Origin of the sequence: Arcicella gelida (assembly GCF_034931025.1) — a bacterium.
Taxonomy (GTDB): Bacteria; Bacteroidota; Bacteroidia; order Cytophagales; family Spirosomataceae; genus Arcicella; species Arcicella gelida.
The window spans coordinates 1-12,864 of record NZ_JAYGIL010000031.1 but is presented as its reverse complement, the minus strand read 5'-3'; the positions used below and the strand labels follow the sequence as shown (position 1 = coordinate 12,864).

Annotated in this window: 14 protein-coding genes; 7 read left to right on the top strand and 7 right to left on the bottom strand. The window is 34.9% G+C overall.

Annotation, left to right across the window (positions count from 1 at the left end; genetic code table 11):
- Window positions 1-2: 2 nt before the first annotated feature.
- Both VB776_RS19690 and VB776_RS19685 read right to left on the bottom strand, forming a co-directional pair.
- Window positions 3-215, bottom strand: a complete 213-nt coding sequence (locus VB776_RS19690; protein ID WP_323698581.1) for a DUF2683 family protein — start codon at window positions 213-215, stop codon at window positions 3-5.
- Between the two features lie 287 nt (window positions 216-502).
- Window positions 503-1,777 (bottom strand): citrate synthase, encoded by a 1,275-nt coding sequence (locus VB776_RS19685; RefSeq protein ID WP_323698580.1) that lies wholly within the window; start codon window positions 1,775-1,777, stop codon window positions 503-505.
- 262 nt (window positions 1,778-2,039) lie between these two features.
- On the opposite strand from VB776_RS19685, the gene pepT reads away from it, so the two are divergent.
- A complete protein-coding gene (gene pepT / locus VB776_RS19680; protein WP_323698579.1) occupies window positions 2,040-3,290 on the top strand; it encodes a peptidase T in 1,251 nt (416 codons plus the stop codon).
- 18 nt (window positions 3,291-3,308) lie between these two features.
- Window positions 3,309-3,476, top strand: a complete 168-nt coding sequence (locus VB776_RS19675) for a hypothetical protein (protein WP_323698578.1) — start codon at window positions 3,309-3,311, stop codon at window positions 3,474-3,476.
- A 57-nt stretch (window positions 3,477-3,533) separates the two neighbouring features.
- On the opposite strand, the gene VB776_RS19670 is transcribed toward VB776_RS19675, so the two are convergent.
- Both VB776_RS19670 and VB776_RS19665 read right to left on the bottom strand, forming a co-directional pair.
- Window positions 3,534-4,148 carry a hypothetical protein gene (locus tag VB776_RS19670; protein ID WP_323698577.1) on the bottom strand — a complete coding sequence of 205 codons (615 nt, stop codon included), beginning with the start codon at window positions 4,146-4,148 and terminating at the stop codon, window positions 3,534-3,536.
- On the bottom strand, window positions 4,145-5,206 hold the full coding sequence (locus VB776_RS19665; RefSeq protein WP_323698576.1) for an AAA family ATPase: 1,062 nt from the start codon (window positions 5,204-5,206) through the stop codon (window positions 4,145-4,147). Before VB776_RS19665 ends, VB776_RS19670 begins: the two co-directional genes overlap by 4 nt.
- A gap of 123 nt (window positions 5,207-5,329) precedes the next feature.
- On the opposite strand from VB776_RS19665, the gene polA reads away from it, so the two are divergent.
- The gene (gene polA, locus VB776_RS19660; protein ID WP_323698575.1) at window positions 5,330-8,185 is read left to right on the top strand and encodes a DNA polymerase I; all 2,856 of its coding nucleotides are present in this window, start codon (window positions 5,330-5,332) and stop codon (window positions 8,183-8,185) included.
- Between the two features lie 85 nt (window positions 8,186-8,270).
- Here the strand turns inward: polA and VB776_RS19655 are convergent, their stop codons facing one another.
- Window positions 8,271-9,290, bottom strand: coding sequence for a PDDEXK nuclease domain-containing protein (locus VB776_RS19655; RefSeq protein ID WP_323698574.1), 1,020 nt, complete (start codon window positions 9,288-9,290; stop codon window positions 8,271-8,273).
- 192 nt (window positions 9,291-9,482) lie between these two features.
- Here VB776_RS19655 and VB776_RS19650 point away from each other — a divergent pair, with 192 nt between their 5' ends.
- Complete coding sequence (locus VB776_RS19650; RefSeq protein WP_323698573.1) at window positions 9,483-10,124, top strand: hypothetical protein; 642 nt, start codon at window positions 9,483-9,485, stop codon at window positions 10,122-10,124.
- Between the two features lie 15 nt (window positions 10,125-10,139).
- On the opposite strand, the gene VB776_RS19645 is transcribed toward VB776_RS19650, so the two are convergent.
- Both VB776_RS19645 and VB776_RS19640 read right to left on the bottom strand, forming a co-directional pair.
- On the bottom strand, window positions 10,140-10,553 hold the full coding sequence (locus tag VB776_RS19645) for a type II toxin-antitoxin system VapC family toxin (protein ID WP_323698572.1): 414 nt from the start codon (window positions 10,551-10,553) through the stop codon (window positions 10,140-10,142).
- Window positions 10,550-10,714, bottom strand: coding sequence for a hypothetical protein (locus tag VB776_RS19640; RefSeq protein WP_323698571.1), 165 nt, complete (start codon window positions 10,712-10,714; stop codon window positions 10,550-10,552). The genes VB776_RS19645 and VB776_RS19640 overlap by 4 nt, the downstream gene beginning before the upstream one ends.
- Before the next feature lie 295 nt (window positions 10,715-11,009).
- Here VB776_RS19640 and VB776_RS19635 point away from each other — a divergent pair, with 295 nt between their 5' ends.
- From VB776_RS19635 to VB776_RS19625, 3 genes are all read left to right on the top strand, one after another.
- Entirely contained in the window at window positions 11,010-11,249 is a 240-nt protein-coding gene (locus VB776_RS19635; protein WP_323698570.1) for a hypothetical protein, read from the top strand.
- Window positions 11,231-11,620 (top strand): type II toxin-antitoxin system VapC family toxin, encoded by a 390-nt coding sequence (locus tag VB776_RS19630; RefSeq protein ID WP_323698569.1) that lies wholly within the window; start codon window positions 11,231-11,233, stop codon window positions 11,618-11,620. The genes VB776_RS19635 and VB776_RS19630 overlap by 19 nt, the downstream gene beginning before the upstream one ends.
- Window positions 11,621-11,977: 357 nt before the next feature.
- A partial coding sequence (locus tag VB776_RS19625; RefSeq protein WP_323698568.1) for an IS256 family transposase occupies window positions 11,978-12,864 on the top strand: 887 nt, incomplete at its 3' end.

Genomic DNA, 12,864 nt, shown 5'->3' with positions numbered 1-12,864 from the left:
ACTTATTCTATACCTAAAAAATCTTTAAGGTTTTCTTTTTCAACACTTATAAAATTACCGTCTTTATACTCTTGTCGGCTTTGCTGAATCTTATCTACAAATTCAGGATTGTATTCGCTTTTTGGGTTAGCCACTTGAACAAAATTCAGAGAGTTAACTAACTGCATAAAAAAAGCAAACTTATTTTCTGGAATATTGAGCGTTACTTGTTTCATGACTGAATGTGAAATAAAGTTTGAATCCTCATTTTAGCAATAAAAGTGTCTATCAACTAAAGTTAAGTTTAATGATATGATACATTAAATTTAGTGTAAAAATTAAGTATAATCAAAATACTTAGCTCACATTAGTTCAAGTGATAGATTGCTAAATATTTGTAATAATCGGGTATTCCGTCCAAGAAATCTTGAAAAGTAGAAAAGAAAATTCCTAAACCATAAAAAACAAAGAGGTGTCTCACTTATCGCAAAACACCTCTTTTGAATATATCTATCAAGAAAAATTATTTTCTATCAGCTAAATCAACATAAGCACGTTCAGTAGCACCAACATAAACTTGACGTGGGCGACCGATAGGTTCTTTGTTAGCTTTCATTTCTTTCCATTGTGCAATCCAACCCGGTAAACGACCAATTGCAAACATTACTGTAAACATATCTGTTGGGATACCTAACGCACGGTAGATGATACCTGAGTAAAAATCTACGTTTGGATATAACTTACGTGCTACGAAGTATTCGTCGCTCAAAGCTGCTGCTTCTAATTCAGAAGCAATTTTCAATACTGGATCATTAATTCCTAAAGCAGATAATACATCATCAGCCGCTTTCTTGATAATTCTAGCACGTGGGTCAAAGTTTTTATAAACACGGTGTCCGAAGCCCATTAAACGGAAACCAGAATTTTTATCTTTCGCCATCGCAATGTACTTAGAAGTATCACCGCCGTCAGCTTTAATCGCTTCTAGCATTTCAATTACTTCTTGGTTTGCACCACCGTGAAGTGGACCCGAAAGTGCATTGATACCTGCTGAAATTGAAGCATATAAACTAGCATGAGAAGAACCAACTAAACGAACTGTAGAAGTTGAACAGTTTTGTTCGTGGTCTGCATGAAGAATCAATAATTTATTTAAAGCAGCCGAAACTACAGGGTCAACATTGTAAGGAGCAACTGGCAAAGCAAACATCATGTTCAAGAAGTTTGAGCAATAATCCAAAGAGTTGTTTGGATAATTTACTGGATGTCCTTGAGATTTTTTGTAAGACCAAGTAGCCATAGAAGGCATTTTAGCCATTAAACGAATAATGTTCAATTCATCAGCACCTGCTTTATCGCCAGTGTAGAAGGCAGACATCGCACAAACCATTGCAGAAAGCACGCCCATTGGGTGTGCATTTACAGGGAAGCCTTCAAAAATTTTACGCATATCCTCGTTAACGATGGTGTGCATTTTGATTTCGTGCTCAAATGCTGCGTATTGTTCAGTAGTTGGAAGTTCGCCGTAGATTAATAAATAAGCAACTTCCAAGAAAGTAGCTTTTTCAGCTAATTCTTCGATTGAATAACCTCTATAACGAAGAATCCCTAGCTCACCGTCCAAAAACGTAATCGCACTTTTAGTAGCTCCAGTGTTTTTATAACCAGAATCAATGGTGATATGACCTGTTTCATCACGGAGTTTGGCAATATCAATTGCTTTTTCATCTTCACTTCCTGTGATTACAGGAAATTGATACTTTTTGTCACCTAACGAGAGTTCTGCAAATTCTGACATAACCTATATTTTATTGGGCTTTATCTTGAAAAAATATGTTTTTATTTTGTTGATACGAAATTAAATGAAAAATCCTCTTTCTAATGTTTTAGTGGGTTTTTCTTTGCAAAATTTAGATAGTTGTTGAAAAAGTTCTATTTTTAAATAAGAACCTTATATTCTTCAATTATCTTGGTGCAAGTTAATCACGAAATTTTAAACCTTTGTTACCTTTGTGAATAAATTACCTGTTTTATTAAACACAGATTTAATCATTGAATAAATGCTAAAGAATTATAAAAATACTTCGACCGAACGCTTCTTGAAATATGTTCAAATTGATACACAATCAGATTCAAATTCTGCTACACAACCATCAACCTTAAAGCAAAAGGATTTGAGCAAGCTTTTAGTTCAGGAACTTGTTGAAATGGGTGTACAAGATGCCCATTTGGATGAATTTGGTTATGTATATGCCACCATTCCAAATAATTCTGAAAAAGCTGTACCTGTCATTTGTTTCTGTTCGCATGTGGATACTTCGCCTGATTGTTCTGGAGAAGGGGTTAAATCAATCATTCACCAAAATTATCAAGGACAAGATATTGTTTTACCAGATGATAATTCACAAATTATTCGATTTGCCGACCATCCCGATTTAGCACATCAATTTGGTAACGATATTATAACGGCAAGTGGTACTACTTTGTTGGGTGCCGATAATAAAGCTGGTGTTGCTGAAATTATGGATGCGGCTTTTCATTTAGTCAATAATCCTGAAATAAAGCATGGAACAATCAAAATACTTTTCACTCCCGACGAAGAAATTGGAAGAGGAACAGCAGCGGTGGATTTAGAAAAATTAGGAGCAGATTTTGGTTATACGATTGATGGCGAAACTTTGGGTTCATTAGAAGATGAGACTTTCTCAGCAGATGGCGTAAAAATTACCATTCATGGAGTGAGTCAACACCCTGGTTTTGCCAAAGGAAAAATGGAAAGTGCTTTGAAAATTGCAGCAGAAATTGTGGCAAATCTTCCGAAAGAAACACTTTCGCCAGAAACAACAGAGGGAAAAGAAGGATTTATTCATCCCGTTGGTATTTCGGGCATGGTAGAGACGGCTACAATTGAATTTATTATTCGTGATTTTTCGGTAGAAAAATTGCATGAACATGAAGCTGTTTTGAAGACAATTATGGAAGAAGTATTATTGAATTATCCGAATTCAAAAGCTAAATTTGAAGTATTTGAACAATACCGAAACATGAAAGAAGTATTGGATAATTATCCAGAAGTAACAGCTTATGCTTTGGAAGCGATTGAAAGAAGCGGAATTGCAGGAAAACAAATGAGTATCAGAGGAGGAACAGATGGTTCGAGGCTGTCATTCATGGGTTTGCCTTGTCCGAATATCTTTGCGGGCGAACACGCATTTCACGGAAAACACGAATGGGTTTCAGTACAAGACATGGAAAAAGCTACGGAAACTATTATAAATTTGTGTAAAATTTGGGAAGAGAAAACTCAATAACAATTACCGATAAATCAAATGATTAAGATTAAAAACGAAGCTGAATACGAAAAAGCCTCGGAACGAGCAGACAAACTTTACAATGCCAAAAAAGGCTCGTCGGATCACAAAGAATTACAAGCATTATTAAAAGCCCTAAAAGCTTATGAAGATGAGTTTGTAAAGATGTTGAAAGACGAGTATTGAGGTAACGTAAAAAGAAAAAACGGTTATTTTCAGAGATGAGAATAGCCGTTTTTTGTGTTATAGATTATCTATGAATGATTTTACTTGCTTGTGGAAAAGTGTGAAGCTTTTTGATTGTTTGGCTAATTCTTCAAAGTCGGCTTTCTGAGCTACTTCAGTTGCGACTTTTTCAATTTTAATCTGATTTGCGTTACTTGTCCCGTAAAGTTTTTTCTTGATTTCATCTTTACTTTTTGCTTCTAAAGAGCTGTTTGCTATTTTTCCTTCGATTTTATCTTGATATAAAACCCAGTAATCTATAGCTTGGATTGGGACAAATAAAATTGTTTTACTTTCAAACTTACTGTAAAGATTACCCAACTTGCTTTTCATTTCTTCGATCCTTGCATGATATTTAGGCATACCATCTTCAAAATCAGAATCATCCAAATCAATCCCAGCAATAAAAAGTTTTACGTCATTTTTATTGACAAATGAAGTAATGTAATGGTCTTTAATCTTCGATAAAATAACAGAGGAACTGGATTTTCCTCCACTTGGTTTCATTTGTCTGCTCGAAACCAATTGAATGTTTGGTTTTTCTTTTTCAAAGACTCTTCGTAAGTAGATTTCTAAAAAAGCATACTCAGCGTATCCTTCGCCAAGTAAGGTGTAGGTTAGTTTTTCTTTCATGCTGGTACACCTCCCATTAAGCCCATAAACCAATTTTCCCCAATGTTATCAGTATAATCAATCGGTTCGATACCAAATTCTTTTGCTTTTATAATACCAGGTTCAATGATATCTTTTTGAAGATTTTTAACGAAAGTTGCTCCTTCATCGTCTTTATCAAAAATAAAAACTGATTCCGGCATCGTAGTAAATTCTTCTAAAACGTGTTCATTATGACTCGTCATGATTACTTGAATATCTTTATCTTCCACTAATTGAAAAATAAATTTCATAATTTCATGAATTCTTCGTGGATGAATCCCTTTTTCTGGTTCTTCTAATAGTAATAATATGGGTGGATTTGGTTGGTGAATGATACAGAGTACAGCAAGAAAGTATAAAACACCTTCTGATACTTCATCTGCCCAGTAATCATTATCATCTTTGTCAAAAAACTTTAACTTTAACTTATTCCCATCTGCTGGTGTGCCAATTGAAACTAAATCTCCAACACATTTAGCTAAATTATCTTCTAAATTTTTGAATAATTTTTTATGGTTTTGACTTAAATTAAATAAGAAAGGAACTAAGTTTGAGCAATCAGGTAATAAAGTGTTAGCAGATTCTAATGATGCTGGTTTTGTGAAAGTGTTTGGGTCTGGCTTATAAATGATTGTCGTTAACTCTATATTAAATTTATTGAGCATATTATCTTCATGATTTTCATTTGGAAAATTAGATTGAAAATCGACTGTTTTGGAATGCCAAACTTTGCTCTTGGATAGATTTTTAGTTGTAGCATAAAAATTGATGTAAGGGTTTTCAGGAAAAATTCCTACGTAATCAAACTTGTCAGCAACAACATGAATATCTATTTCATTAAAGTCAATACCTTTATATTTTAATCTTAAAATATCAGATTCGTTCATTTTTTCAAAATCATAGCTCACAAACTCCAACCCCTTCAAAAAATTACTCTTCCCCGAATTGTTTGGACCAATCAGGAGGTTTACTTTTTGGAGTTCGAGCGTCACATCTTTAAGGCTCTTGAAGTTCTGTATTCTTACTTTTCGTAACATCTTCTTTTCATTTATTTACACAATATTAACCATCTTTTCAATCTTCGTGAAACAGAACCAATAGATTTTGGTATTTTTGAGGAAATCTTGTCTTTCAAGGCATATACTCTTCGTTACAATTAGATGAAAAAACTATTTCTTCTCGATGCAATGGCATTGATTTATCGAGCACATTTTGCTTTCCAAAAAACTCCTCGTATTACTTCTAAGGGTTTGAATACCAGTGCGGTATTTGGCTTTACGAATACTTTGTTGGAGGTGCTTACTAAAGAAAAACCTACGCATCTTGGCGTGGCTTTTGATACGCCAACTCCAACGTTTAGACATATTCAGTTTGAGGCCTACAAGGCTCAACGTCAGGCTCAACCAGAAGATATTACGATTGCTATTCCATACATCAAGCGTCTTTGTACTGCCATGAATATTCCGATGTTAATCATGGAAGGCTACGAGGCGGATGACGTTATTGGTACTATCGCCAAACGTGCCGCTCGTGAACATGAGGATATGGAAATTTATATGATGACGCCAGATAAAGATTACGGTCAGCTCGTAGAAGAACGAATTTTTATGTACAAACCTGCTTTCATGGGTAAAGGCGTTGAGATTTTAGGCGTTAAAGAAATCTGTGAACGTTGGGGAATCCAAGATGTTTCGCAAGTAGTAGATACTTTGGGTTTAATGGGCGACTCTGCCGATAATATTCCGGGAATTCCGGGGATAGGGGAGAAGACGGCCCAAAAGTTGATTCAAGAGTATGGTTCTTTAGAAAACCTAATTGCCAACGTCGATAAACTAAAAGGCAAACAACAAGAAAACGTCAGAAATTTTGCTCAACAGGGTCTATTGTCAAAAGAATTAGCGACGATTCACTGCGAAGTACCTGTTACTTTCGATGAGGAAGATTTAAAAGTTTGTGAAGTAAACAAAGAATTACTTTCTCCGCTTTTGGATGAATTAGAATTTAGGACTTTGCGTCGTAGATTATTGGGCGAAGAAGCCGTCGTAGAACAACCTTCAGCTTTTCCAGAAGCTAAAAAAGTGACTGCGGCTGCAAAAGCGAAGGCTTCGTCTGGTCAGTTTGATTTGTTTGGAAGTATTGTTGAAGAAAAGAAATTAGAACTTTTTGATGAAACAGATACGCCTTCCGAAAGTAATCCGAAAGCTACGATTGATACTACCGTTCACCAATATCATTTGATTGATACGCCAGAATTGCGTCAGTCTTTGATTCATTTCTTGAGTTTGCAAGATGAAATTTGTTTCGATACGGAAACCACCAACGTTGATGCTGTTGAAGCCGACTTGGTAGGTTTATCTTTTGCTTATCGTGCGGGCGAAGCTTATTATGTGCCAACTCCTGCCAACCGTGAAGAAGCCCAAGCGATTGTAGATGAATTTAAGCCGATTTTTACCAATGAAAAAATTACTAAAATCGCTCAAAATATTAAGTATGATTTAATGGTACTTGCCCAATATGGCGTTGAAGTAAAAGGCAAAACTTATGATACGATGTTGGCACATTATATCATTGAGCCAGAGAAGCGTCATGGAATGGATATTTTGGCGGAGGATTTCTTGCATTATACTCCAGTGTCGATTGATGAATTAATCGGTAAAAAAGGAGCGAAGCAAGGCAATATGCGTGACGTGGAATTTGAAAAAATCAAAGAGTACGCTGCTGAAGATGCCGACATTACTTTACAATTGAAAGGTAAATTGCATCCACTTTTAGCACAAAATCCAAGTGCGGTGAAGTTGTTGGAAGAAGTAGAAATGCCTTTGACGCAAGTACTTTCTGATATTGAAATGGAAGGCGTAAGGCTGGATATTGATTTCTTGAAAGATATGTCGAAGACTTTGGAAAAAGATATGTTGGAAGTACAAACCAAAGTTTTTGAATTAGCTGGACAAGAATTTAACATTGGTTCGCCGAAGCAATTAGGTGAAATTTTATTCGATAAATTAAAGCTTGATCCTAAAGCGAAAAAGACAAAAACGGGTCAATACATGACGGGCGAAGAAGTATTGTCTAAATTAGAATCTGAGCATGAAATCGCTCGTAAAATTCTGGATTTTAGAGAATTGCAAAAACTTAAATCTACTTATGTAGATGCTTTGCCTTTGATGATTTCGCCAAGAACGGGTAGAGTACATACTTCATTCAATCAGGCAGTTACGGCTACTGGTCGCTTGTCGAGTACCAATCCTAACTTACAAAATATTCCGATTCGTACCGCTCGTGGACGAGAAATTAGAAAGGCGTTCATCCCTAAAAATGATGATTTCTTGATTCTTTCAGCCGATTATTCGCAAATAGAATTGCGTATTATGGCGGCTGTTGCCAAAGACGAATCTATGATTGAAGCCTTCAATCAAGGAAGAGATATTCACGCTACTACTGCCGCAAAAGTATTTAATGTAAGTTTGGACGAAGTGACTTCTGATATGCGTAGGAAAGCCAAAACGGTCAATTTTGGAATTATTTATGGCGTTTCGGCTTTTGGTTTGGCACAGCAAATTGCTATTTCAAGAACGGAGGCGAAAGAAATTATTGATAGTTATTGGAGAGAATTTCCAGCCATTAAACGCTACATGGATACTGCCGTGATTGATGCTCGTGACAAAGGTTATGTAGAAACCATTTTGGGAAGAAGACGTTACTTGCGTGACATCAATTCAAACAATATGGTAGAACGTGGTTTTGCCGAACGCAACGCAGTAAATGCCCCGATTCAAGGTTCGGCGGCGGATATGATTAAGGTGGCGATGATTAAAGTAAATGATTTTATCAAGCAAGAAAAACTTCAATCTCGTATCATTCTTACCGTGCATGACGAATTAGTTTTTGATGTACATAAATCAGAATTAGAGTTGATGAAAACCAAAGTAAATGAACTGATGGTCAATGCCATTCCTTTCCCCGTTAAAATGGAAACAGGCATGGGCGTTGGTTTAAATTGGTTAGAAGCACACTGATTTTGAGTTTTGAGTTTGGAATGCGGAGTGAGGAATAAGTATAGCTTTGTCAACATTTTGAAAGTTGACAAAGCTATACAATTGATTACCTCTCATTTCTTTCTTGAATCAATCGTTTTTCACGAGCGATTTCAGCGATTAGTTCCTCTTCCGTAGGTAAATAAGGCATGTACTTAGTGGCAAAAAGTTGTTTATGGTCATTTAAAATACTGTACTTTACTACAGTTTCATCTTTTTCAGTACAGAGTATTATTCCAATCGTTGGATTATCATTATCCTGTTTTTTGAGGTCATCAAACATACGGATATACATATCCATTTGTCCAGTATCTTGGTGGCTTAGTTTAGTAGTTTTAAGGTCAAACAATACAAAACATTTGAGCAAGTAATTATAAAAAACAAGGTCAATATAAAAATGGCTTGTTTCAGCAGAGATTCTAAACTGTCTTCCTACAAACGAGAAACCTTTACCTAATTCCAATAAAAATGCCTGCAAGTTTTCAAGCAAGGCACTTTCAATATCTCTTTCAGAAGATGTAATTGGTTCTGGTATATTCAGAAACTCAAAAACATAAGGGTCTTTAATAAAATCATTTACTTCTGTTTTTTCGGTTGGTTGTTGAATGTGTTTTTGTTGTGAAGACCGCAAACGTTGGTAGTAAAATGTATTGATGTTACTCTCTAAAGTACGAGTACTCCAATTTTGGTTGGCACATTCTCGTAAATAATAGTTTCTTGCTTCTGGATTTTCTACTCGCATTATTAAGCGATAATGTGTCCAAGTTAATTCCCTACGCACTGCGTAGGAATTTTGTATATCCGAAAGAGTAAGATAAAATTTTCTAAAGTTTTCAAGATTTGCTACCGAAAAACCTTTTCCAAACTCCTTACTCAAATCTTTTGAAAGTTGTTTGATAAGTCCTTCTCCATATACAGCTCTTTTTTCTCCGCTCTGTTCTTCTTCCACAATTCTTTTTCCTATATGCCAATAAGCTTGCACCATGGCGTTATTAACAGCCGTATAGGCTTTTTGTCTGGCTGCTTGTAAAATAGTCAGAACATCATTCAGTAAAAGGTTACTTTGTGTGAAGGGTTTATGTTCCATTTTTAGAAAGTATAGATTCTTTGTTCTAATATATTCCAATTTCGCTAATTTTTTAAAAATATGATTCGTGCCTCAAGGATTATATTTTACAAGCTTATCAAACCTCATACTCAACCGCACATAACAAATAGGTTTCAAGGTTGTCTTATTTCAACTAATTTGGAAAAATCAATTAGAACATCCTTGAACCTTATGGATACTTTATTCAAATTTTATCTTGCTGTACGACGTAACCAATACCTTTCTTTTTTTGTAATCTGGATGCGGTATTTAATTGGCTTTGCCTTTGTCCCTTCTGGCTTAACGAAATTAATGGGTAATCGCTTTACTTCTATTGCTACCTCAAATCCTATCGGATTCTTCTTTGAAGCACTTTATCAAACAGGTATTTATTGGCAGTTTTTAGGCTTGATGCAATTAATGGCGGCATTTTTGTTGATGACTCAACGTTTTGCTACTATCGGAAATCTCATTTTCTTGGGTATTATTACCAATATATTTTTGATTACTTTTTCCTTACAATTTCAAGGGACGGTGTACATTACTTTCCTTTTACTTTTTGCTTCTTTGGGCTTGTTGTTGTGGGACTTTCCCAAATGGCAAAGCCTTTTCTTTCCTGATAATTTCAAAATGGAAGTAACTATTGAAGAGCTACCAACTTACAATATTTGGTGGATTTATACAGGAGTCATTTTCTTTATAGAATCGCTTATTTGTAGTTTGGTAGGAGGTATTTTTAAGAGTGCAAGCTCTGTTATTGGCGTACTAATTTTAATCGTTGTAACGGCTATAATGTCTTTGCTTTTGTTTAGGAAGTACCATAAAACTACTTAAAATACTTTCTTATGCTTATGAAATAACATTTAAGCCTTCATAGCTGGGGAAAAAATCATCTGTGGAGAGTATGGGGATATTTTCAAGTAATGCTTGTGAAATAATCAGTAAATCAAAAGGGTCACCATGTGGTTTTGATTTTGAAATATAAACTTTGGGAACATTTGGTATATTATAATAAAACTCTTCTTTTGAAGGTATAAGCTTTATTTTTAAATTTTTCCTTTGTTCATTAATTACATTCATATTTATTGCTGAAAAGTTAGCTTTATCTAACCTTACTTTTATGGCAATTTCATATAAGGACGCTTCTGACAAAAAAAACGTATTATTTGATTCCTTCAAAATTGATTGCTGTTTCTTACTTAGTTTTTCATTCTGACCCAGCAGCAAAATAATAAATATGTTTGTATCCAGCAGATAATTCATTTTTTTTTGTCTTTTTTCGGTAGCTCATAAGGAGCTAAAATATTTATTAAACCGCTCCATCCTTCTGGAACAGTTGATTCATTTGCAAGTTCCCATAAGCTTTTTTTCTTCTTTGGTACTTTATGGCTCTTTTGCTCTGTTTGTGGTTTTGAAGTTTTCATTTTCTTGAAATTTATGTATAATAAAATTACAAAATAAAATGGATTTAGTATTACTATACTCGTTTTGCTTTTGTTTAGGAAGTACCATAAAACTACTTAAAATACTTTCTTAATTGTTGTATCTTTCAAATGAAACTATCAACATTAGCAATCTCCCAAGCTGTTTCATTTTATCAACTTGGAAATATCAATTTGTAAATTCTTTAAATAGTTGAGAGGAATTTATTTTTTGTGCCAGAATATGATAGCTTTGTAATGAGAAGTTGCTGATAATTAAGGTTTAAATGTCAAAATTATGTTACAAACATTCGAAGGAACAATACATAATGGACACGTCATTTTTAATGAAGGAGTCCAACCGCCCCGTAATGCCAAGGTATTAATTACAGTATTGCAAGTTGAAGAAGAAGTTCCCAAAACTGAAAAAGTGTCTTTACTTTTTCGAGGTGCCTTGAAAGATTTAAGCCAAGCAAAAAAAGACCAAAATAACAAAGAGATTCAAGACCTCCGCAACGAATGGCAAAGGGATATTTAATAGACACCAATATTTTTACCTTATATACTCAAGATGAGCTATCTGAAAAAGGGAATGAATTGGTAGATAGTATTTTCAATAGTTTTGGATGCCAAATTTCCGTTATTACTCGTATTGAGTTATTGAGTTGGAATACTGACCCCAAAACTATGAGCTTAGTAAATGAGTTTATCAGAATATCAAAAGAGTTTAGCTTAACGGAAGATATAATCATCAATACAGCTGAAATGAGAAGGAGAAAGAAAATAAGATTACCTGATGCTGTAATTGCCGCTACTGCAATGGTGAATGACTTAATCTTGTTATCTGACAATGATAAAGACTTTGGAAAAATAGAGCATTTGCGTTATTTGAATCCACGAAAGCTTTAGGGCAGCGTTAAAGCGGGCTGTTAAAGTAAATTCAGAATATTATTTGGCATTCAATTCACTATTGAATCTAAAACCAAATAAATCCTATCTCAGAGATAGGATTTTCCATCTTTTTGATAAGTTATCCTGTCTCTGAAATGGATTGTCGCATCATTTTGATAGCTTGTCCTGTCTCCGAGATAGGTTTCCCCATCTTTTTGATAGCTTGTTCCGTCTTCGAGATGGGATTTTCCTTGTTTCTGATAGGTTGTCTTATCTCCGAGATAGGATTTTCTATCTTTTTAAGAGTCTGTTCATCCAACTGTGTCAGTTTAAAATTAAGTTTATTTTTTTACTTTTACTCAGACACACTTTATTATGGATACTCCTGACAATTTTGATTTTGAGACTTTTAAGCAAGAAGCGATAAAAGGTCTTTATTCTGGCAAACCTCTCACTGGAGAGAATGGTATTTTTGCTCCGATGTTGAAGCATTTTTTAGAAAGTGCTTTACAAGGAGAATTGGATAATCACCTCAATGCTAACAAGGCTGAGGGAATTAAAAATCGCAAAAATGGTTTATCAAAGAAGACTATTAAGAGTAATGGAGGTAGCTTTGAATTAGAGACTCCACGTGACCGAGACGGTAGTTTTAACCCTCAAGTAGTCGCTAAACGTCAGTTAGTGTTAACAGATACTTTAGAGCGTCAGATTATCTCTATGTACTCACATGGAATGAGTTATTCATCCATTAATGAGCAGTTGGAAGAACTTTATGGCTATCATCTTTCAGTGGGAGAACTCTCAAACATTACTGATAGAGTAATTCCACGGCTTCAAGAATGGCAATCCAGACCTCTTTCAAGGGTTTATGCAGTAGTCTGGATGGATGCGATGTTTTACAAAGTTCGTGTTGATGGGAAGGTAAGTTCCAGAGCCATGTATAGTGTAATAGGCTTGGGTTTAGACGGTAAAAAAGAAGTATTAGGAATATATTTAGCTGAAACAGAGGGTGCTAAGTTCTGGCTATCAGTATTAACTGACTTTAAAGCAAGAGGAGTTGAGGATATTTTAATTAGTTGTGTTGACGGACTCAAAGGTTTTCCACAAGCCATTGAAGCGGTATTCCCTAAAACGCAAATACAGCTTTGTGTAGTTCACCAAATCCGTTACTCTACCCGCTTTGTCTATGATAAGCATTTAAGAGAATTTGTAAAGGATTTACAGCTTGTTTACAAAGCAGAGAATCTTAATATGGCAGAACA